The organism is Sellimonas catena, from assembly GCF_027924685.1.
Lineage (GTDB): Bacteria > Bacillota > Clostridia > Lachnospirales > Lachnospiraceae > Sellimonas > Sellimonas catena.
Map to the genome: position 1 here is coordinate 44,037 of NZ_BSBO01000008.1, position 20,628 is coordinate 64,664.

General features: G+C 47.7%; 19 protein-coding genes and 1 other annotated feature. Of the genes, 18 read left to right on the plus strand and 1 reads right to left on the minus strand.

The features are described from left to right. Positions 1-5: 5 nt before the first annotated feature. The 10 genes from tgt (at position 6) to aroB (ending at position 11,715) form a co-directional block, all read left to right on the plus strand. Complete coding sequence (gene tgt, locus Selli1_RS05230) at positions 6-1,142, plus strand: tRNA guanosine(34) transglycosylase Tgt (RefSeq protein ID WP_087168243.1); 1,137 nt, start codon at positions 6-8, stop codon at positions 1,140-1,142. A 92-nt stretch (positions 1,143-1,234) separates the two neighbouring features. Beyond that, entirely contained in the window at positions 1,235-1,561 is a 327-nt protein-coding gene (gene yajC / locus Selli1_RS05235; protein ID WP_087168242.1) for a preprotein translocase subunit YajC, read from the plus strand. 189 nt (positions 1,562-1,750) lie between these two features. Next, the gene (gene leuB / locus Selli1_RS05240) at positions 1,751-2,839 is read left to right on the plus strand and encodes a 3-isopropylmalate dehydrogenase (RefSeq protein ID WP_281845841.1); all 1,089 of its coding nucleotides are present in this window, start codon (positions 1,751-1,753) and stop codon (positions 2,837-2,839) included. A gap of 37 nt (positions 2,840-2,876) precedes the next feature. Continuing rightward, positions 2,877-4,547 carry a dihydroxy-acid dehydratase gene (gene ilvD, locus Selli1_RS05245; protein WP_281845840.1) on the plus strand — a complete coding sequence of 557 codons (1,671 nt, stop codon included), beginning with the start codon at positions 2,877-2,879 and terminating at the stop codon, positions 4,545-4,547. A gap of 18 nt (positions 4,548-4,565) precedes the next feature. Beyond that, a complete protein-coding gene (gene ilvB, locus Selli1_RS05250; protein WP_087168239.1) occupies positions 4,566-6,254 on the plus strand; it encodes a biosynthetic-type acetolactate synthase large subunit in 1,689 nt (562 codons plus the stop codon). 55 nt (positions 6,255-6,309) lie between these two features. Next, positions 6,310-7,392, plus strand: a complete 1,083-nt coding sequence (serC, locus tag Selli1_RS05255; protein WP_138372457.1) for a 3-phosphoserine/phosphohydroxythreonine transaminase — start codon at positions 6,310-6,312, stop codon at positions 7,390-7,392. Continuing rightward, complete coding sequence (locus Selli1_RS05260; protein ID WP_087168237.1) at positions 7,392-8,555, plus strand: phosphoglycerate dehydrogenase; 1,164 nt, start codon at positions 7,392-7,394, stop codon at positions 8,553-8,555. Before serC ends, Selli1_RS05260 begins: the two co-directional genes overlap by 1 nt. A gap of 114 nt (positions 8,556-8,669) precedes the next feature. Next, positions 8,670-9,194, plus strand: a complete 525-nt coding sequence (locus tag Selli1_RS05265; RefSeq protein WP_087252783.1) for a hypothetical protein — start codon at positions 8,670-8,672, stop codon at positions 9,192-9,194. 57 nt (positions 9,195-9,251) lie between these two features. Then, positions 9,252-9,499 (plus strand) — a binding site (T-box leader). A gap of 124 nt (positions 9,500-9,623) precedes the next feature. After that, the gene (aroF, locus tag Selli1_RS05270; RefSeq protein WP_138372456.1) at positions 9,624-10,637 is read left to right on the plus strand and encodes a 3-deoxy-7-phosphoheptulonate synthase; all 1,014 of its coding nucleotides are present in this window, start codon (positions 9,624-9,626) and stop codon (positions 10,635-10,637) included. A 19-nt stretch (positions 10,638-10,656) separates the two neighbouring features. Next, positions 10,657-11,715 carry a 3-dehydroquinate synthase gene (gene aroB, locus Selli1_RS05275; RefSeq protein ID WP_191436090.1) on the plus strand — a complete coding sequence of 353 codons (1,059 nt, stop codon included), beginning with the start codon at positions 10,657-10,659 and terminating at the stop codon, positions 11,713-11,715. A 68-nt stretch (positions 11,716-11,783) separates the two neighbouring features. Here the strand turns inward: aroB and Selli1_RS05280 are convergent, their stop codons facing one another. After that, the gene (locus Selli1_RS05280; protein ID WP_087252781.1) at positions 11,784-12,953 is read right to left on the minus strand and encodes a ribose-phosphate pyrophosphokinase; all 1,170 of its coding nucleotides are present in this window, start codon (positions 12,951-12,953) and stop codon (positions 11,784-11,786) included. A gap of 175 nt (positions 12,954-13,128) precedes the next feature. Here Selli1_RS05280 and Selli1_RS05285 point away from each other — a divergent pair, with 175 nt between their 5' ends. From Selli1_RS05285 to Selli1_RS05320, 8 genes are all read left to right on the plus strand, one after another. Further along, entirely contained in the window at positions 13,129-14,466 is a 1,338-nt protein-coding gene (locus tag Selli1_RS05285; protein WP_191433463.1) for a DUF512 domain-containing protein, read from the plus strand. Then, on the plus strand, positions 14,459-15,787 hold the full coding sequence (gene der / locus Selli1_RS05290) for a ribosome biogenesis GTPase Der (protein WP_087168231.1): 1,329 nt from the start codon (positions 14,459-14,461) through the stop codon (positions 15,785-15,787). The genes Selli1_RS05285 and der overlap by 8 nt, the downstream gene beginning before the upstream one ends. Before the next feature lie 4 nt (positions 15,788-15,791). Beyond that, complete coding sequence (gene plsY, locus Selli1_RS05295; protein ID WP_087168230.1) at positions 15,792-16,436, plus strand: glycerol-3-phosphate 1-O-acyltransferase PlsY; 645 nt, start codon at positions 15,792-15,794, stop codon at positions 16,434-16,436. A 10-nt stretch (positions 16,437-16,446) separates the two neighbouring features. Then, entirely contained in the window at positions 16,447-17,478 is a 1,032-nt protein-coding gene (locus Selli1_RS05300; protein WP_281872437.1) for an NAD(P)H-dependent glycerol-3-phosphate dehydrogenase, read from the plus strand. A gap of 62 nt (positions 17,479-17,540) precedes the next feature. Then, positions 17,541-19,013, plus strand: coding sequence for a stage IV sporulation protein A (gene spoIVA, locus Selli1_RS05305; RefSeq protein WP_087252778.1), 1,473 nt, complete (start codon positions 17,541-17,543; stop codon positions 19,011-19,013). A 101-nt stretch (positions 19,014-19,114) separates the two neighbouring features. After that, positions 19,115-19,441 (plus strand): bifunctional adenosylcobinamide kinase/adenosylcobinamide-phosphate guanylyltransferase, encoded by a 327-nt coding sequence (locus tag Selli1_RS05310; protein WP_281872438.1) that lies wholly within the window; start codon positions 19,115-19,117, stop codon positions 19,439-19,441. Continuing rightward, on the plus strand, positions 19,438-19,932 hold the full coding sequence (locus Selli1_RS05315) for a precorrin-2 dehydrogenase/sirohydrochlorin ferrochelatase family protein (RefSeq protein WP_281872439.1): 495 nt from the start codon (positions 19,438-19,440) through the stop codon (positions 19,930-19,932). Before Selli1_RS05310 ends, Selli1_RS05315 begins: the two co-directional genes overlap by 4 nt. After that, the gene (locus Selli1_RS05320; protein WP_087168225.1) at positions 19,929-20,627 is read left to right on the plus strand and encodes an MBL fold metallo-hydrolase; all 699 of its coding nucleotides are present in this window, start codon (positions 19,929-19,931) and stop codon (positions 20,625-20,627) included. The genes Selli1_RS05315 and Selli1_RS05320 overlap by 4 nt, the downstream gene beginning before the upstream one ends. Position 20,628 lies beyond the last annotated feature (1 nt).

A 20,628-nucleotide genomic window follows, 5' to 3' on the forward strand; every position in this document is an offset into this window, starting at 1 on the left:
AAAACATGTATGAATTGTTAAAAAGAGACGGCCTCGCAAAAAGGGGCCGTTTTACAACGGTACACGGTGTTGTTGAAACACCGGTGTTTATGAATGTGGGGACGGCTGCCGCCATTAAAGGAGCAGTGTCCACCGATGACTTAAGAGAGATCAAAACCCAGGTGGAGCTTTCCAATACCTATCATCTCCACGTAAGACCGGGCGATGAGGTAGTAAAAAAACTTGGAGGGCTGCATAAGTTTATGGTATGGGACAAGCCGATTCTGACGGATTCCGGCGGATTTCAGGTGTTTTCCCTTGCGGGCCTCAGGAAGATCAAGGAGGAAGGAGTACATTTCCATTCTCACATTGACGGGAAGAAGATTTTTATGGGACCGGAGGAGAGTATGCAGATCCAGTCCAATCTGGCATCCACTATTGCTATGGCGTTTGACGAATGCCCGGCCAGTACAAAAGACCGGGATTATATTGAGCGTTCTGTCGCGAGAACATCACGGTGGCTTCGCAGATGTAAGGCCGAGATGGAGCGGCTGAACAGTCTTCCGGATACGATCAATCCGCATCAGCTGCTGTTCGGAATCAATCAGGGCGGAATTCTGGAGGATGTCCGGATTGCACATGCGCAGGAAATCGCAGAGCTTGATCTTCCGGGATATGCCATCGGAGGACTTGCGGTAGGAGAATCACATGAGGAGATGTACCGGATTCTGGATGCCGTTGTTCCTTATCTGCCGCTTGAAAAACCAACGTATCTGATGGGAGTCGGTACCCCTGCAAATATTCTGGAGGCAGTGGACCGGGGCGTTGACTTTTTTGACTGCGTTTATCCGACACGAAACGGCCGGCACGGCCATGTGTACACGAATCATGGCAAACTGAACCTTTTCAATGCCAAATATGAACTGGATGACCGCCCGATTGAAGAAGGCTGCGGATGCCCGGTATGCCGGAAATATTCCAGAGCCTATATCCGTCACCTTCTGAAAGCAAAGGAGATGCTCGGCATGCGGTTCTGCGTACTTCACAACCTGTATTTTTACAATACAATGATGGAAGAAATCCGTGCCGCAATCGAAGAAGGCCGCTACAAAGAATATAAAAAGCAGAAACTTGAGGGAATGGCGCAGGGACAGAAAGGATAAAACCTGATAAAATTCCCAAAAGTACTTGATGAAACGGGAAAAATTGTGTATGATAGCAATAGTGTTTAGCTAGAAATTAGGAGGAAAGAATGATGGAATACACGTTACTTACAGAGTCAAGCGGAGGCATTTTCTCAAACCCGCTGTTTTTGATCCTTTTTTATGTAGTTGTTCTTGGCGGACTCTGGTTCATTCTGATGAGACCGCAGAAGAAAGAGCAGAAGAGGGTAGCGGCGATGATCGCTGATATGGAAGTTGGAGATACTGTTCTGACGACAAGTGGATTTTACGGAGTAGTGATCGATATCACAGAAGAAGATGTGATCGTAGAGTTCGGAAATAATAAAAACTGTCGTATTCCGATGCAGAAGGCTGCTATCATGCAGGTAGAAAAGCCTGGTGCAGGTGAAACAAAATAATGATAAGTCAGTGAAAAGAAAAGCAGATTCCGTTTTAGAGGGATCTGTTTTTTGTTGTTGAAAAAGCCTCAGGCAGGTGGTTTTCATGGAGAAAACGGGTGGAAAAGGCACTTTTACGCGGTAAAGGGTTGAAACAAAAACAAAAATATTATATGATATTCTGTAACAGATTTTCTGGGAGGGATAGCAATGAAATTAAACATAGGAATTATAAAAGGAGACGGAATCGGCCCGGAAATTGTCACGGAGGCCATGAAGGTTCTGGATAAAGTAGGAGAGATATACGGACATACCTGTGATTACACGGAGCTTCTTCTGGGAGGCGCATCCATCGATGTGCATGGAGTGCCGCTTACAGATGAGACGGTGGAAAAGGCAAAAGCATGTGACGCTGTACTGATGGGGTCCATTGGAGGCGATGCAAAGACATCTCCATGGTATCAGCTTGAGCCTTCCAAGAGGCCGGAGGCGGGACTTCTTCGTATTCGTAAGGAACTGGGCCTGTTCGCGAACTTAAGACCGGCAGTCCTCTATGAAGAACTGGAAGGAGCATGTCCTCTGAAACCAGAGCTTACGGAGGGCGGATTTGATTTTATGATTATGAGAGAACTGACGGGCGGACTGTATTTTGGTGAAAGAAAGACAGAAGAAAAAAACGGTGTCATGACCGCGGTGGACACACTTTCCTATAATGAAAATGAAATCCGCAGGATTGCAAAGCGCGCATTTGACATTGCCGGGAAACGTTCCCGCAAGGTGACAAGTGTGGATAAGGCAAATGTTCTGGATTCCTCCAGACTGTGGAGAAAGGTGACAGAAGAGGTGGCGGCAGAGTATCCGGACGTGACGCTGGAACATATGCTTGTTGATAACTGTGCGATGCAGATCGTAAAAAATCCAAAGCAGTTTGATGTGATTCTGACAGAGAATATGTTTGGAGATATTTTATCCGATGAAGCCAGCATGGTGACTGGATCTATCGGAATGCTGGCAAGCGCAAGCCTTAATGACAGTAAATTCGGCCTGTATGAGCCGAGCGGAGGATCCGCGCCGGACATTGCAGGAAAGGGAATCGCAAACCCGATTGCCACAATCCTTTCCGCAGCAATGATGCTTCGTTTCTCCTTTGATCTTGATAAGGAAGCGGACGCGGTAGAGAGGGCAGTGGATCAGGTTTTGAAAGACGGATACCGGACAGGAGATATCATGTCTGCAGGATGTAAACAGGTAGGCACAAAGGAAATGGGAGATCTGATCTGTGAAAGAATTCAGGCATAATGACTATAGAAACAGAGTAAGGACAGGAGGAAGAAAGATGAGAAGTGATACTGTAACAAAAGGAAGCCAGCAGGCGCCGCATCGTTCTCTGATGAATGCGCTGGGACTGACAAAAGAAGAGATGGAACGTCCGCTTGTAGGAATTGTAAGCTCTTATAATGAGATCGTGCCGGGACATATGAATCTCGATAAGATTGTGGAAGCAGTCAAAATGGGAGTTGCCATGGCTGGAGGGACCCCGATCGTATTTCCGGCGATTGCAGTCTGTGACGGGATCGCCATGGGACATATCGGAATGAAGTATTCTCTTGTGACGAGAGATCTGATTGCAGACTCTACGGAAGCGATGGCTCTGGCTCATCAGTTTGATGCCCTTGTCATGGTTCCAAACTGTGATAAAAATGTGCCGGGTCTTCTGATGGCGGCAGCCCGGATCAATATTCCGACCATTTTTGTCAGCGGCGGCCCGATGCTTGCCGGACATGTGAAAGGAGAGAAGAGAAGTCTTTCCAGCATGTTTGAGGCGGTTGGAGCTTATGCGGCCGGAACGATTACAGAAGAAGAGCTGGATGAGTTTGAATGTAAAGTCTGCCCGACATGCGGTTCCTGTTCCGGAATGTACACGGCCAACAGTATGAACTGTCTGACAGAGGTGCTTGGAATGGGCTTAAAGGGCAACGGTACCATCCCGGCAGTTTACTCCGAGAGAATCCGTCTTGCAAAACATGCGGGTATGCAGGTAATGGAGCTCTGGAGAAAAAATATCTGTCCTCGTGACATTGTGACCAGGGAAGCCGTTTTAAATGCCCTGACAGTGGACATGGCCCTTGGATGTTCCACAAACAGTATGCTTCACCTTCCGGCAATCGCCCATGAGATTGGAATGGATTTTGAGATTGATTTTGCAAACGGAATCAGCGAGAAGACACCAAACCTCTGTCATCTGGCACCGGCAGGACCGACATATATTGAGGACCTTAACGAGGCGGGCGGCGTTTACGCAGTCATGAATGAGCTGGACAAAAAAGGGCTTCTCTATACAGACTGCATGACGGTGACCGGAAAAACAGTGAAAGAAAATATCGCAGGATGTATCAATAAAAATCCGGAAGTCATAAGACCGGTAGATCACCCATATAGTGAGACGGGAGGCCTTGCCGTTCTGAAAGGGAATCTTGCTCCGGACGGAAGCGTGGTAAAACGTTCGGCGGTAGTAGAAGAAATGATGGTTCATGAGGGACCTGCCAGAGTCTTTGACTGCGAAGATGATGCAATCAAGGCAATCAAAGGTGGAGAGATTCATCCGGGTGATGTAGTGGTTATCCGCTATGTCGGACCAAAAGGCGGACCGGGAATGCCGGAGATGCTCAATCCGACATCCGCAATCGCGGGAATGGGACTTGGATCCAGCGTTGCCCTGATTACAGACGGACGATTCTCAGGGGCATCCAGAGGTGCATCCATCGGACACGTATCACCGGAGGCGGCAGTAGGCGGACCGATTGCACTTGTAGAAGAGGGCGATATCATTAAGATTGATATTCCGGGGCTGAAACTGGAACTGGATGTTCCGGAAGAGGAACTGGAAAGAAGACGCAAGGCATGGCAGCCGAAGGAGCCGGAGGTCAAGACCGGTTATCTGGCACGGTATGCAGCCATGGTAACAAGCGGAAACAGAGGAGCGATCCTGGAGATTCCGAAAAACTAGACGAAAGGAAGAAGAGCAATGAAGCTTACAGGAGCAGAAATTGTAATAGAATGTTTAAAAGAGCAGGGTGTGGATACCGTATTCGGATATCCGGGCGGTGCGATTCTGAATGTATATGATGCGCTGTATAAGCACCAGAACGAGATCCGTCACATCCTGACTTCTCATGAGCAGGGTGCGGCGCATGCGGCGGACGGTTATGCCAGGGCAACGGGAAAAGTCGGTGTATGTCTGGCCACAAGCGGACCGGGGGCGACAAATCTTGTAACAGGTATTGCGACTGCCTATATGGATTCTATTCCTGTTGTGGCAATCACCTGCAACGTCGGAGTATCCCTTCTTGGAAAGGACAGTTTCCAGGAAATCGATATTGCGGGAGTCACCATGCCGATTACGAAACATAATTATATTGTAAAAGATGTCAATAAACTGGCTGATACGATCCGGAAAGCGTTCCGGATTGCACGTAAGGGCCGTCCGGGTCCCGTACTGATTGACATTCCAAAGGATGTAACGTCCAATCTTGCCGAATATGAGCCGAAAAAAATCACACCTCAAAAGAGAAACGAAGAGGTCAATGAAGAAGATCTTCAGACGGCAGTAGAGATGATCCAGAACTCGAAAAAGCCATATATTTTCGTGGGTGGAGGCGCAGTGCTCTCCGATGCGGACGAAGAACTGTTTGAATTTGTCAAAAAGGTGGATGCGCCGGTTGCGGACACTCTGATGGGAAAAGGTGCGTTTCCTGGAACAGATCCATATTACACAGGAATGCTTGGCATGCATGGAACAAAAACATCGAATCACGGAGTCAGTGAGTGCGACCTTCTTGTTGTAGTGGGGGCACGATTCAGTGACCGTGTCACGGGAAATGCGGAGAAATTTGCGCCAAAGGCGAAAATTCTGCAGATTGACATCGATCCGGCAGAAATGAATAAGAATGTAGTTATCACGCATGGAATTACCGGGGATGTCAAGGTGGTACTTTCAAAGCTGAATCAGATGCTGGAGCAGCAGAATCACAGTGAATGGATTCAGACGATCGAAGCATACAAGGCAAAATATCCGATGACCTATCATCCGGACGTGTTAAGCGGACCGTTTGTCGTAGAGGAAATTTACCGGCAGACGAAAGGAGATGCTGTTATTGTAACAGAGGTCGGACAGAATCAGATGTGGGCCGCACAGTATTATAAATATCCAAAGCCGAGAACACTTCTGACATCCGGCGGTCTCGGAACGATGGGATACGGACTTGGGGCGTCCATCGGTGCGAAATGTGCGAGACCGGAAAAATGTGTGGTTAATATTGCAGGTGACGGATGTTTCCGGATGAACATGAATGAGATTGCAACAGCAGCACGTTATCAGATTCCGATTATCGAAGTCATTCTGAATAACCACGTACTTGGAATGGTGAGGCAGTGGCAGGATCTGTTCTATGGAAAACGGTATTCTGCTACCATCCTCAATGACAATGTGGACTTTGTCAAACTTGCCGAGGCGATGGGAGCGAAAGCATACCGCGCCACAACAAGGGAAGAATTTGTCCGGATCTTTGAGGAGGCAAGAAACGCAGACGGACCGGTTCTGATTGACTGTCAGATCGACTGCGATGAGAAGGTATGGCCGATGGTTGCTCCGGGAGAAGCGATCGATCAGGTATTTGATGAGGGAGATCTGAAAGAAAAAGCAAAACAGAATTAAAAATCAACCTGCCGGGCGAAGGGGAATGTTTGGCCGGGAAACAGGGAGGAATCGTATGAGCAGAGTATATAATTTTTCGGCGGGACCGGCTGTTCTGCCGGAGGAAGTATTACAGGAAGCCGCAAAGGAGATGCTGGATTACAGGGGGACCGGAATGTCCGTTATGGAGATGAGCCACCGGTCTGCGGCGTTTGAAACGATCATACAGGATGCCGAGAAGGACATCCGGACACTTTTAAACATACCGGAAGACTATGAGGTACTGTTTCTGCAGGGAGGGGCATCGCTGCAGTTTGCAATGATTCCGATGAATCTCATGAAACACAAAAAGGCAGACTATATTCTGACCGGGCAGTGGGCAAAGAAAGCCTGGAAGGAAGCGCAGAAGTACGGAGAGGCAAAAGCAGCAGCCTCCTCTGAGGAGCAGAATTTTTCCTGCATCCCGGATCTGAGTGAGCTGTCTGCTTCCGGGGATGCGGATTATGTGTACATCTGTGAGAACAATACGATCTACGGAACGAAGTTTCATACCCTTCCGGATACGAAGGGCATCCCTCTTGTAGCGGATGTTTCCTCCTGCTTTCTGTCTGAGCCTGTGGACATTACAAAGTACGGCATCATGTACGGCGGTGTGCAGAAGAATATCGGACCGGCGGGTGTGACGATTGTGATTATACGGAAGGATCTGATCCGGGAAGAGGTGCTTCCGGGAACTCCGACCATGATGCAGTACCATGTCCACGCCAAGGCAGGTTCTCTTTACAATACGCCGCCTGCATACGGAATTTATATCTGCGGGAAAGTGTTCCGGTGGCTTCTGGATCAGGGAGGACTTCCGGGAATTCAGAAGAAGAACCAGAAAAAGGCGGCACTTTTGTACGAATATCTGGATGACAGCCGCCTGTTTTCCGGCACAGCAGCGAAGAAAGACCGTTCTTTGATGAATGTTCCATTTGTGACAGGCGACAAAGATCTGGATGCCAGATTTACGGCAGCGGCTGCAGAACATGGTCTGGTCAATCTGAAAGGACACCGGAGCGTTGGAGGCATGCGGGCCAGCCTCTATAATGCCATGCCATATGAAGGCGTGGAGGCACTTGTATCATTTATGGAAAAATTTGAAAAGGAGAATCGGTAATGTATCAGTATCAATGTTTGAACGCCATTTCGGAAGCAGGGCTTTCCCTCTTTTCGGAAGACTACCAGAGAACAGAAGAGATGGCCGGGGCGGATGCGGTTCTCCTGAGAAGCGCATCTCTGCACGAAACGGTATTTCCGGAGAAGCTAAAGGCAATCGCAAGGGCGGGAGCCGGAGTGAATAATATTCCGCTGGAAGACTGCGCGGAAAAAGGAATTGTTGTATTTAATACGCCTGGAGCAAATGCAAACGGCGTAAAAGAACTGGTGATTGCGGGGATGCTTCTGGCGTCCCGCGATATCATCGGAGGCATCGAGTGGGTGAAGGCCCATGCCGGAGAAGAGAATATCGCAAAGACAGCGGAGAAGCAGAAAAAGATGTTTGCCGGACAGGAGATTGAAGGAAAGAAGCTTGGCGTGATCGGTCTTGGAGCCATTGGCGTGCTGGTGGCGAATGCGGCGCTTCATCTTGGTATGGAAGTATATGGATACGATCCGTATATGTCGGTGGATTCCGCGTGGAATCTGTCGCGCCACATTCATCATGTGAAAAATCTGGAGACGATTTATCAGGAATGTGATTATATTACGCTTCATGTCCCGGCACTGGATGACACGAAAGGAATGATTGACCGGGAGGCTGCAGGGCAGATGAAAGACGGTGTAATTCTCCTGAACTTTGCAAGAGACCTTCTTGTTAAGGAAGAAGATCTGATCGAGGCACTGGAAACCGGGCACATACGGAAATATGTCACAGACTTTCCGACAGCGGGGCTGGCAGGAAGAGATCATGTCATCGTTATTCCTCATCTGGGTGCTTCCACGGAAGAGTCTGAGGACAACTGCGCCAGAATGGCTGTCCGGGAGATCCGGGAGTATCTGGAAAACGGAAATATCATGAATTCCGTAAACTTTCCGAACTGCGATATGGGAAAGAAAGGGAAAAATCCAAGAATTACCGTACTTCATCACAATGTGCCGAACATGATCGGCCAGTTTACGGCTCTTCTTGCAAAGAGAGGAATCAACATCGCGGATTTGACGAACAAAAGCCGCGGACGCTTTGCTTATACGATGATCGATATTGAAGATACGGATTCTTCCGGAATTGCGGAAGAACTTTCCAAAATCGAGAATGTCCTGAAAGTGCGTATCATTCTGTAAAAGAAAGAAAATATAAGGGAAATTTCATTCTTATTTAAGAACTCTTTCATTGTATCCGGGAAAGAAGTGCGCTATAATCGTAACGGATAACATATGAATCGAGGTCAGATACGAATGAAGAGAAACATTCTTTCTGTTGGAAAAAAGACGAAAAAAAATCTGTTTCATACAAAAAGAATACGAAATAAATGGAACGTACCGGCCGCTTTTGCAGCCGGTGTCGTTTTTTGTCTGCTGATTTTCCTTTTGGTGAAAGTTATGCCGCAGTTCAACCGGAACGAAGAAACGCTGATTGTACTGACTGCACGGTCTGAAACAATTTACCAGGGAGAAAATCTGCCGGAATTATCAGCCGGAGCAGAGTTCGCAGACGGAACGGGAAAGAAAGAAAAGGAAGCATGGCTGAGCAAAGAGGCGGGATACCGTGTTCAGGATCTGCTGGATGATCTGAACGAAGGCGGTGATTACGAGGTAGAATGCGATGCGGACGGCAGTGAGGCTGGAGAATTTCCGATCCGGATCAGACTTTCCGGAGAACTGGAAAGTTCCCTTGAGAGTGAATGGAAAGGAAAAGTCCGGATCGAGGTGAAGGACGGTACTCTGACGGTGAAGAAGGATTCTTCGGAGGCAGGAAAATAAGTATTGACAAACCTGCAGATGTGAAGTAATATGGAAACAACTTCATAGATCTGCTTTGAAAATACGAAGAAAAGAAGTAGTAAGTATCATGGAATGTTACAGAGAGTCCCGTGTGGTGGAATGGGATACAGAAAGTGTTACTGAATTCCTCTTGGAGTAGAGTGCTGAATGTACAGACTAGTAGGCATTTCCGGCAGCAGCCGTTATCTGCGAGGGTATATCTGGAGACAGCGTACCTGATGAGGCAGTCATCGTGAGATGGCTGTAAAGTGAGGTGGAACCACGATGACAGTATCGTCCTCTGAGTAAATCAGAGGACTTTTTTATTCTATAGAAAAGATCTTTGGACTCCCTATAGAATCAGGACACTTCCTTTGCAAGGTGATTTTCAAAGTCAGGAAAAGTGTGAGAAAGCAGGAGGAGAAGCATATGATTATTGTACTGAAACCAAGAACAACAGAAGAAAATTTGAACCGGGTAATAAAAATGGTAGAGGCAAAAGGTCTGGAGGCTCATGTCGTCCGGGGAGAAGAGATGACGATTATCGGATGTATCGGTGATACCGTCAGAATTGATCCGCGCCTGTTTGAGGTGGATAAAAGTGTAGATAAAGTCATGCACGTGCAGGAGCCTTATAAACTTGCAAACCGTGCATTCCACCCGGAGGACACCATTGTGGATGTATCCGGTGTCCAGGTGGGAGGCGGAAACATGGCGATGATTGCCGGCCCGTGCTCAGTGGAGAGTGAGGAACAGGTAATTGAAGTGGCAGAGGCAGTCAAGGCCGCCGGAGCCAATTTGTTAAGAGGCGGGGCATTCAAGCCGCGTACAAGCCCGTATTCCTTCCAGGGACTTGGACTGGAAGGACTGGAGATGCTCTGTAAGGCGAAGGAAGTAACGGGCCTTCCGATTGTGACAGAGCTGATGTCCGCAGAATACCTTGATATTTTCGATGAGAAGGTGGATCTGATTCAGATCGGGGCGAGAAACATGCAGAATTTTGACCTACTGAAACAGCTCGGGAAGACCAGACGTCCGATCCTTTTGAAACGCGGATTAAATGCTACCTATGAGGAATGGATTATGTCTGCGGAATATATCATGGCGTCCGGAAATGAAAATGTCATTCTCTGTGAACGGGGCGTCCGGACTTTTGAGACTTATACAAGAAACACACTGGATCTTCAGGCTATTCCGGTACTGAAAAAGATGACCCATCTTCCTGTTGTTGTGGATCCGAGCCATGCCGGGGGCAAATGGTGGCTGGTAGATACGATGGCAAAGGCGGCGGTAGCAGCAGGCACAGACGGGCTGATGATTGAAGTACATAATAATCCGGACTGCGCGCTGTGCGACGGAGGTCAGTCCTTAAAGCCGGAGAAGTATGCGGAACTTTTAAAACAGCTTCGAAAGATTGCACCGATTGTAGAAAAAACTTGGTAGAAGAAGGCAGGCGGAAGAAATGGAATTGAATGTTAATCTGGGAAAAGACAGTTACCGTATTTTGATTGAAAGAGGACTATTAAAAAGAGCGGCCAAAGAAATCCGGGAGATTTATCAGGGGAAGAAAATCGCGGTGATCTCTGACGACAGTGTTTACGCATTTTACGGAGAGAGCCTTCTGGAACAGCTGAAAGAATACTGGGAGTGCAGTGCAGTCATTCTTCCACATGGGGAGGCGTCCAAAAGTATTGATGTCCTTCCGGGAGTGTATGCACAACTGTTAGAGGCGGGAATTTCCAGAAGCGACCTGATCGTTGCCCTCGGAGGAGGTGTTGTCGGAGACCTGGCCGGATTTGCGGCGGCAACGTATCTGAGGGGAATTCCATTCGTACAGATTCCGACTTCCCTGCTGGCTCAGGTGGATTCCTCTGTCGGAGGAAAAGTAGCAGTTGACCTGAAAGAAGGCAAAAATCTTGTAGGGGCATTCTATCAGCCAAAGAAAGTCCTGATTGATCCGGATGTGCTGAAAACACTTCCGGAGCGTTACATCCATGACGGAATGGGAGAAGTCATCAAGTATGGCTGCATCAAGGATGCAGAGCTTTTTGCGCTGCTCAGGCGGGCCGGAAGTTTTGACGGACTTGCGGATCATCTGACGGAAGTAATTACAAGATGTGTGGATATCAAACGTCAGGTGGTGGAGGAAGACCAGTTTGATACCGGAGAGAGGATGCTGCTTAATTTCGGTCATACGCTGGCACATGCAGTGGAGCAGAGGTTCGCATATGAAAGAGAAAGTCATGGGGAAGCGGTTGCGATCGGCATGTATCAGATCACACGGATCTCGGAAGAACTGGGACTGACCCGGGAAGGAACGGCCGGGGAGATCCGAAAGATTCTGGAAAGCTACGGACTTCCGGTTTCCTGCGGCGTGCACCTCTCAGAACTGAAAGAAGCCATGAAGCGGGATAAGAAAAACTTTAAAAACAGTCTGAGGCTTATCCTTCTGAAAGAAATCGGAGAGAGCATCATTTATCCGTCGGATTTGTCATTTTTTGAAGATGAACGTATGGTATAAAAATACAGCAGGGAAGAAGTCTCTTTCCTGCTGTGTTTTTAAGAATTTTGTTTTTCGGTTCCGGAACCCTAAGCATTCCGGCCTGCGATCAGTGCATGAATCTTGTCTGTCGGATTCAGTACAGAACTGATGGCGATATCATGATTCATGGAATCGATGATGATTGCCAGGAATTTGCTCATGTCTGCTTCGATGAAGTATGGACGTTCATAGATCTCCGGCGGCAGATAGGTCAGATTCGTTGTAATCAGACGATCTATATAGCCTGTCCGGTAATAGTCGTCAAATTTCTCAAGCCCGTCGGTAAAGAGTCCGAATGTAGTGCAGACAAATACCCGGGATGCGCCCCGGTCTTTGATCTGTCTTGCAACATCCAGCATACTTTCTCCGGAAGAGATCATGTCATCTACGATGATGGCGGTCTTTCCCTTTACATCATCACCGAGAAATTCGTGGGCAACGATCGGATTTTTTCCATTTACGATTGTGGAGTAATCTCTTCTTTTATAGAACATTCCCATATCCACGCCAAGAACATTGGAAAAATACACTGCACGATGCATCGCACCCTCGTCCGGGCTGATGATCATGAGATGATCCTTGTCAAGCTTCAGGTCAGGCTCCGCTTTCAGAAGCGCTTTGATAAACTGATAAGGCGGATTGAAGTTGTCAAAGCCTTTCAGAGGAATCGCGTTCTGCACACGCGGGTCATGGGCATCAAAGGTGATAATGTTGGATACTCCCATGTCAACCAGTTCCTCCAGTGCCTGGGCACAGTCCAGAGATTCGCGTTTGGTACGTTTGTGCTGGCGGCTTTCGTAAAGAAACGGCATGATGACATTTAATCTGTGAGCTTTGCCGTTTGCTGCGGATATGATACGTTTCAGATCCTGATAATGATCGTCCGGCGACATGTGGTTCAGATGACCGTTCACTGTATAGGTCAGACTGTAGTTGCAGACATCGACCATGACAAAAAGATCTTTTCCGCGGACCGATTCGCCCAGAACGCCTTTTGCCTCACCAGAACCGAAACGCGGGCAGCTGTGCTCTATGAGATAATTTTCGCATTTATAGGATGCGAAAAGTGCGGAATCTACATATTTTTTAAGGGATTCCTTGCGAAATCCGACAATATGGTCGTTGACCTTCTTCCCAAGAGTTTCGCAGCTCTTGAGCGCGGCGATTTTAAGCGGAGCTGTCGGAAGCACCTGCTCTAACATTTTTATATTTGTCATAAACCCTCCTATGTAAGAAAACATGGAATTAAGACGCGGCATCAGCCGTAATCTCAATCCATTTATAACATTTTTTTATAGGTATGGCAAGAAAGGAATAGAAAAAATTGCATTTTGGGAAGGAATTTAGTATTATGAAAAAGGCAGGAAAATGAAGAGGAAAAGGAGACGAGATATGGAAAAACAGCGGAAAAGACATGAACATCTGGTTTCGGCTGTAGAAGAGGGAAGTATTGCATGGGAGATGGGCATCGAACCGGGGGACAGGCTTCTTTCGATAAACGGTCAGGAAATCGAGGATGTTTTTGATTACCATTACTATGTCAATGATGAGAATCTTCTCGTTCTGATTGAGAAGCCGGACGGCGAGCAGTGGGAACTTGAGATAGAAAAAGAATATGAGGAGGATCTGGGTCTGACCTTTGAGCAGGGTCTGATGGATGAGTACCGGTCCTGCAGAAACAAGTGCGTTTTCTGTTTTATTGATCAGATGCCAAAGGGGATGCGTGAAACACTGTATTTCAAAGATGACGATTCAAGACTGTCTTTTCTGCAGGGAAATTATGTGACGCTGACAAATATGAGCGACCATGATATTGACCGGATCACCCGTTATCATCTGGAGCCGATCAATATTTCCTTCCATACGACAAATCCTGAACTTCGATGTAAAATGCTTCATAACCGGTTTGCGGGAGAAGCATTGAAGAAGGTGGACCGCCTTTATGAGGCGGGAATTACGATGAATGGACAGATTGTACTCTGTAAGGGATTAAATGACGGTCAGGAACTGGAGCGGACGATACAGGATCTGACAGCATATCTTCCGAAGCTGCAGAGTGTATCGGTCGTGCCGGTAGGGCTGAGCAAGTACCGCGACGGACTTTACCCGCTGGAGCCGTTTACGAGAGAAGATGCAAGAAAAGTGCTGGATACGATCCACCGGTGGCAGGAAAAAGTATATCAGGAATACGGATATCATTTCATCCATGCCGGAGATGAATGGTACATCCTGGCAGGATACGAAATGCCGGAGGAGAGCAGGTACGATGGATATCTGCAGCTGGAAAACGGGGTCGGCATGATCCGGCTTCTTCAGAATGAATTTGAAGAAGGCTTTCAGAAAATCCGTCCGACAGACCGGAAGATGTCCCTGTCGATTGCAACCGGAGCGCTTGCCTATGATTATCTGAATGAGTTCATCAGGCGGATGAAAGAAAAATGTCCGAATCTGGATGTTCATCTATATAAGATCCGCAATGAGTTTTTTGGAGAAAGCATTACCGTGTCCGGCCTGATTACCGGACAGGATCTGATCAAACAGCTGAAAGGGCAGGAACTTGGGGACAGGCTTCTGCTTCCGTGCAATATGCTAAGAAGCGGAGAGGATGTTTTCCTGGACGATGTGACAGTTTCGGAGTTAGAAGAAACTTTACAAGTGAAGATAGATATTGTAAAATCAAGCGGACAGGATTTTATCGATGCAGTTTTAAAGGAGAGGTACGATGAGTAAACCAGTAGTTGCGATCGTAGGACGCCCGAATGTCGGGAAGTCTACGTTATTTAATGTTCTGGCCGGGGAGATGATCTCGATTGTCAAAGACACACCGGGAGTGACAAGAGACCGTATTTATGCGGATGTATCCTGGCTGGACAGAGACTTTACATTGATTGATACAGGAGGAATTGAGCCGGACAGCTCGGATATTATCCTTTCACAGATGCGGGAGCAGGCGCAGATTGCGATAGATACGGCAGATGTGATTATTTTTATTACAGATGTGAGACAGGGGCTTGTAGATGCAGACTCCAAGGTTGCAGATATGCTGCGCCGCGCGAAAAAGCCTGTGATTCTTGCAGTGAACAAGGTAGATAATTTTGACAAATTTATGCCGGACGTCTACGAATTTTATAATCTTGGAATCGGAGACCCGAATCCGGTATCTGCATCCTCCAGGCTTGGAATCGGAGACCTTCTGGACGCAGTTGTCGCGTATTTCCCGGAAAAAGACAAAGAAGAGGAGGAGGACGAAAGACCGCGGGTTGCCATTGTCGGAAAACCAAATGTCGGAAAATCCTCCATCATCAATAAACTTCTCGGGGAGAACCGTGTCATTGTATCGGATATTGCAGGGACAACACGGGATGCTATTGATACGGAGATTGTTCATAACGGAAAAGAGTATGTATTCATTGATACAGCAGGTCTTCGCAGAAAGAGCAAGATCAAGGAAGAGCTGGAACGGTACAGTATTATCCGGACCGTAACCGCGGTAGAAAGAGCAGATGTTGTTTTGATGGTGATTGATGCAGTGGAAGGTGTAACCGAGCAGGATGCCAAAATCGCCGGAATCGCGCATGAGCGCGGCAAGGGAATCATTATTGTAGTCAATAAATGGGACGCGATCGAGAAAAACGACCGGACCATGCGTGAATATGAAGGAAAGATCAGGAATGTACTGTCCTATATGCCGTATGCGGAGATCATGTATATTTCGGCAAAGACAGGGCAGAGGATTCAGAAGCTCTTTGATATGATCGATATGGTGATTGAAAATCAGTCCCTGCGGATTGCGACAGGCGTGCTGAATGAGATCATGACAGAGGCAGTTGCCATGCAGCAGCCGCCTTCTGATAAAGGAAAACGCCTGAAACTTTACTATATTACACAGGTATCTGTCAAACCGCCTACTTTTGTGATTTTTGTCAACGATAAGGAACTGATGCATTTTTCTTATACAAGATATCTGGAGAACAAGATCAGGGAGGCATTCGGTTTCCGGGGAACTTCACTGAAATTCTTTATCAGAGAAAGAAAGGAAAAGGAGAAGTAAGGTCATGGAACGGATCGTGTGTATTTTGATCGGGTATGTTTTCGGGCTTTTCCAGACAGGATATATTTACGGGAGACTGCAGCATGTGGATATCCGGAAAATGGGGAGCGGAAATGCCGGTTCTACAAATGCGCTGAGAACACTCGGGGTCAAAGCGGGAGCGTGTACGTTTTTGGGGGATTCCTTTAAGTGTATTTTTGCCGTTCTGGCAGTACGGCTGATTTTTGGAGAAACACATGGAGACATTCTTCCTCTTCTTTCTATTTATGCCGGAATGGGAGCAGTGCTTGGACATAATTTCCCGTTCTATCTGAAATTCAAAGGAGGAAAAGGAATTGCGGCCATGGCAGGACTTCTGGCCGCCCTTACGAATGTCTGGATCTGCTTGATTGCGATCGTGGTATTTGTTACAATAGTAGCAGTAACAAAATATGTTTCCGTTGGTTCGATTGCGGTCGTTCTGATTTTCTTTGCAGGTGTCGTATTCCGCGGACAGACAGGAAGCTACGGTATGGCTGCGCCATATCTCCATGAGATGTATGTGGTGGCAGCATTTCTTGCAGTTCTTGCAATCTGGAAGCACAGAGCGAATATTCAGAGACTGTTAAGCGGCACAGAAAATAAAATCAGCATCGGAAAGAAAAAATAGGAGGCACAGTATGGCAAAAGTTGGAATTATGGGAGCCGGCAGCTGGGGAACGGCGATTTCATGGCTTCTGACAAACAATAGACATGAGGTGACTGTCTGGTCTATCGACGCGAAAGAGGTGGAGATGCTTGACAGAGAGCGGGAACACAAGTCCAAACTTCCGGGGGTGAAGCTTCAGGACGGTATCCGTTTCACAAATGAGATCCGGGAAGGCATTGAAGGAAAGGACTTTGTAGTGCTTGCCGTTCCGTCACCATTTACGAGATCGACGGCTCAGAGGATGTGTCCTTATGTGAAAGAGGGACAGATCCTTGTCAATGTGGCAAAGGGGATCGAGGAAAAGACGTTGATGACATTGAGCGAGCAGATTGAGGAAGAAGTGCCTCAGGCGGACGTGGCGGTTCTTTCGGGACCAAGCCATGCGGAAGAAGTAGGAAAGGGTCTGCCTACCACATGTGTAGTCGGTGCAAAAACAAGAGAGACGGCAGAGTACCTTCAGAAAGCATTTATGAGCGAAGTGTTCCGTGTGTATACAAGTCCGGATATCAAAGGCATCGAACTGGGAGGATCTTTGAAAAATGTCATTGCTCTTGCCGCCGGTATTGCGGATGGCCTTGGATACGGCGACAATACAAAAGCCGCTCTGATCACAAGGGGGATTGCTGAGATTGCACGTCTGGGAGTAAAGATGGGCGGAAAGATCGAAACCTTTACCGGGCTGACAGGAATCGGTGATCTGATTGTGACCTGTGCAAGTGTCCACAGCCGGAACCGGAAGGCAGGATATCTGATAGGACAGGGAAGGACGATGCAGGAAGCCATGGATGAGGTCAAAATGGTAGTTGAAGGCGTCTACTCTGCAAAAGCGGCAAAGCAGCTTGCCGGGCAGTACCGGATTTCCATGCCGATTGTAGAACAGGTCAATCAGGTGCTCTTTGAAGGAAAGAGTCCGGCCGAGGCGGTCAAAGAGCTGATGCTTCGTGACCGGAAAGAAGAACACAGTGCCCTTCCTTGGGGAGAAGAAGATACAGATACAAAATAAAACAGGTCTAAATACCTCCTTGCAGGCATACATTGGTATCAGCATTGCAAGGGGGTATTTTCATGGAGAATTTTCAGCTTTATCATGATATGCAGGTCAGAACAAACGGGGAAATCTATTTCGGGGTTGTAGGTCCGGTAAGGACCGGAAAGTCCACGTTTATCAAACGGTTTATGGATCTTCTGGTTCTCCCGCATATGAATGATGAAAATCAGCGGGCGAGGACAATGGATGAACTGCCACAGTCCTCTTCCGGAAAAACCATTATGACAACAGAACCTAAATTTATTCCAAAAGAGGCGGCGGAGATTACACTTTCAGATGATGTCCGGGTTCGGGTCCGGCTGATCGACTGTGTCGGATATATGACAGAAGGGGCAAAAGGGCATATCGAAGACGGGGAGGAACGCAAAGTTAAAACACCGTGGTTTGACTATGAGATTCCGTTTACAAAAGCAGCCGGAATCGGAACAAGGAAGGTGATTCATGATCATGCCACTATCGGAATTGTAGTGACAACGGATGGAACGATCGGAGAGATCCCAAGAGAAGCGTACCGGGACCCGGAAGGAAAGACCATCCGGGAACTGAAAGATATCGGGAAACCCTTTCTCGTTCTGGTAAATTCAGCAAGGCCTTACGGGAAGGAAGCGTCAGAGACCGTAAAAGAGATCCAGGAGTCCTATCAGGTGGCGGCGATGCCGGTCAATTGTGAGCAGCTGAAAGAGGAGGATATCCATCGGATGATGGAGGAGATCCTGTTTGAATTCCCGGTTTCCGAGATGGAATTTTATATACCAAAATGGGTGGAAATGCTGCCGCGAAGCCATAGAATCAAGGAAGAAATGGTATCCTATATCAGAGACTTGATGGAGGAAAAGACGGAAATCCGGGATTTTATCGGAGGAATCGAACAGCCGGATGATACATATATCGAAAGTGTCCGTGTGGATCATATTGCGATGGATACCGGATGTATCCGGATGGAAATCCGTGTTTACGAGAAATACTATTATGAAATGCTCAGTGAGATGACAAACATGAAGATACAGAATGAGTACGAACTCCTTAGGGCCATGAAGGAAATGTCCGCCCTTCAGGAGGAGTATGCCAATGTCAAAGATGCTATGGACAGTGTCAGGGCAAAGGGGTATGGAGTGGTGAGTCCGAAGAAAGAGGAGATTTCCCTTACAGATCCGGAGATCATCAAGCAGGGCAGCAAGTACGGGGTGAAGATCCATTCGGAGGCACCGTCGATTCACATGATACGGGCCAATATTGAAACGGAGATCGCGCCGATTGTGGGCAACGAGCAGCAGGCTCAGGATATCCTGCGGTACATCAAAGATGCGAAAGAGCAGGAAGGAGGAGTCTGGGAAACCAACATTTTTGGAAAAACAATCGAGGAACTTGTGATGGACGGAATGCGGCATAAGATTACGATGATCAATGACGAATGTCAGGGAAAACTTCAGGATACGATGCAGAAAATTGTAAACGACAGCAATGGAGGGATTGTCTGTATCATTATCTAAACCGGATAAATGGGCCTGTACGCAAAAAGTTGAAAAACTTGATGAACGTACAGGCCTCTTTGTGGTATACTTGATCTGTTAGAGAAAGAAGGAGAGCGGATATGATAATGATTACGGGCGGAAGCTTTCAGGGAAAGACAGAGTATGCCAGAGCACAGTACCCGGACCGGGAGATCATCGTACATTTTGAAGAACAGATTTTACAGTGCATCCGGGAGAACAGGGATCCAGCAGCGTACACCGGGCAGTTTATTGAGAGTCATCCGGATGCAGTTGTTCTGATGGATGAAATCGGAAACGGGATTGTTCCGACGGACCGGGAGGAGCGGGCATGGAGAGAGGCTGCAGGACGTGTCGGATGCCGGCTGGCAAAAGAGGCCGGGGAAGTCTACCGTGTCATGGCAGGGATCGGGATCAGGATCAAATGAGCAGGGAAAAATATCCGCGGTTTCCGCTCTTTTTGAGTCTGTGCGGCAGAGAGATCCTGATTGTCGGCGCCGGGAATATCGCGGTCCGGAGAGCCGGCATCCTTCTTCCTTTTGGCTGCAGCATCCGGATGTGCGCTCCGGAAAGAGAGGATGAGCTGAAAGATCCTCTCAGAGGATGGATTCTGGACGGAAAGGTCCGGTACGAGAGCAGGCGGTTTGAAAAGGATGTGCTGACCGGTCGGGAGTTTCTTGTGTTTGCGGCAACGGATGAAAACGAAACAAACGCAGAGATTGTTCAGATATGCAGGGGAAAAGGAATTCTGGTGAATAACGCATCGGACGCTTCCATGTGTGATTTCTTCTTCCCGTCTGTACTGCGGGATGAGGAGATTGTAATCGGAATTGCAGGGGACGGAAGCGACCACAGAAAGGTAAAACAGATACGAAAAAAGATACAGGACATGCTGAAAGGAGAGAAAAGACCCAAATGAAAGTCACTTATCTGTATCACAGTGGATTTACAGTAGAAGATGAACGTGCAATGTATGTTTTTGATTACTATAAGGGGAAGCTGCCTGAGACAGAGGCCGATAAACAGATGTATGTTTTTGTGAGCCACCGCCACAGCGACCACTTCAATCCGGTAATTTTTGAGTGGGAGAAAGAGCATCCGAAGATCCAGTACATTCTGTCGGATGACGTGGAGGCGGATCCTGCTCCCAACCGGATTTTTCTGCCTCCGGATAAAAAAATAAAGATCGGAACGCTGAAAATAGAGACGCTTCGTTCTACGGATGAAGGCGTTGCTTTTCTCGTTGCCTTCCGTGACAAGAGAATTTATCATGCAGGTGATCTGAACTGGTGGCACTGGGAAGGCGAGAGTATTGACTATAACCGCAGTATGCGTAAAAATTACCAGAAGGAAATCAAAAAGCTTGCACGAAAGAAGATCGATCTGGCGTTTGTCGTTCTGGATCCAAGACAGGGCGGAGCGGCATTTTCCGGCATTGATTATTTCATGAGAAATGTGAGGGCAGAGCATGTCTTCCCGATGCACATGTGGAAGGATTATGGGCTGACAGACCGTCTGCTGACTTCAGAAATTTCCTCGGGCTACCGGAACCGGATTCACCGCGTATGGGAGGAAGGACAGACTGTGGAGATCAAGGAACGGAAGGGAGAATAAC

Excerpts from the sequence above, each read along its gene's own strand:
- tgt (WP_087168243.1), top strand. The coding sequence starts at position 6 with ATGTATGAATTGTTAAAAAGAGACGGCCTCGCAAAAAGGGGCCGTTTT.
- yajC (WP_087168242.1), top strand. The coding sequence starts at position 1,235 with ATGGAATACACGTTACTTACAGAGTCAAGCGGAGGCATTTTCTCAAAC.
- leuB (WP_281845841.1), top strand. The coding sequence starts at position 1,751 with ATGAAATTAAACATAGGAATTATAAAAGGAGACGGAATCGGCCCGGAA.
- ilvD (WP_281845840.1), top strand. The coding sequence starts at position 2,877 with ATGAGAAGTGATACTGTAACAAAAGGAAGCCAGCAGGCGCCGCATCGT.
- ilvB (WP_087168239.1), top strand. The coding sequence starts at position 4,566 with ATGAAGCTTACAGGAGCAGAAATTGTAATAGAATGTTTAAAAGAGCAG.
- serC (WP_138372457.1), top strand. The coding sequence starts at position 6,310 with ATGAGCAGAGTATATAATTTTTCGGCGGGACCGGCTGTTCTGCCGGAG.
- Selli1_RS05260 (WP_087168237.1), top strand. The coding sequence starts at position 7,392 with ATGTATCAGTATCAATGTTTGAACGCCATTTCGGAAGCAGGGCTTTCC.
- Selli1_RS05265 (WP_087252783.1), top strand. The coding sequence starts at position 8,670 with ATGAAGAGAAACATTCTTTCTGTTGGAAAAAAGACGAAAAAAAATCTG.
- aroF (WP_138372456.1), top strand. The coding sequence starts at position 9,624 with ATGATTATTGTACTGAAACCAAGAACAACAGAAGAAAATTTGAACCGG.
- aroB (WP_191436090.1), top strand. The coding sequence starts at position 10,657 with ATGGAATTGAATGTTAATCTGGGAAAAGACAGTTACCGTATTTTGATT.
- Selli1_RS05280 (WP_087252781.1), bottom strand. The coding sequence starts at position 12,953 with ATGACAAATATAAAAATGTTAGAGCAGGTGCTTCCGACAGCTCCGCTT.
- Selli1_RS05285 (WP_191433463.1), top strand. The coding sequence starts at position 13,129 with ATGGAAAAACAGCGGAAAAGACATGAACATCTGGTTTCGGCTGTAGAA.
- der (WP_087168231.1), top strand. The coding sequence starts at position 14,459 with ATGAGTAAACCAGTAGTTGCGATCGTAGGACGCCCGAATGTCGGGAAG.
- plsY (WP_087168230.1), top strand. The coding sequence starts at position 15,792 with ATGGAACGGATCGTGTGTATTTTGATCGGGTATGTTTTCGGGCTTTTC.
- Selli1_RS05300 (WP_281872437.1), top strand. The coding sequence starts at position 16,447 with ATGGCAAAAGTTGGAATTATGGGAGCCGGCAGCTGGGGAACGGCGATT.
- spoIVA (WP_087252778.1), top strand. The coding sequence starts at position 17,541 with ATGGAGAATTTTCAGCTTTATCATGATATGCAGGTCAGAACAAACGGG.
- Selli1_RS05310 (WP_281872438.1), top strand. The coding sequence starts at position 19,115 with ATGATAATGATTACGGGCGGAAGCTTTCAGGGAAAGACAGAGTATGCC.
- Selli1_RS05315 (WP_281872439.1), top strand. The coding sequence starts at position 19,438 with ATGAGCAGGGAAAAATATCCGCGGTTTCCGCTCTTTTTGAGTCTGTGC.
- Selli1_RS05320 (WP_087168225.1), top strand. The coding sequence starts at position 19,929 with ATGAAAGTCACTTATCTGTATCACAGTGGATTTACAGTAGAAGATGAA.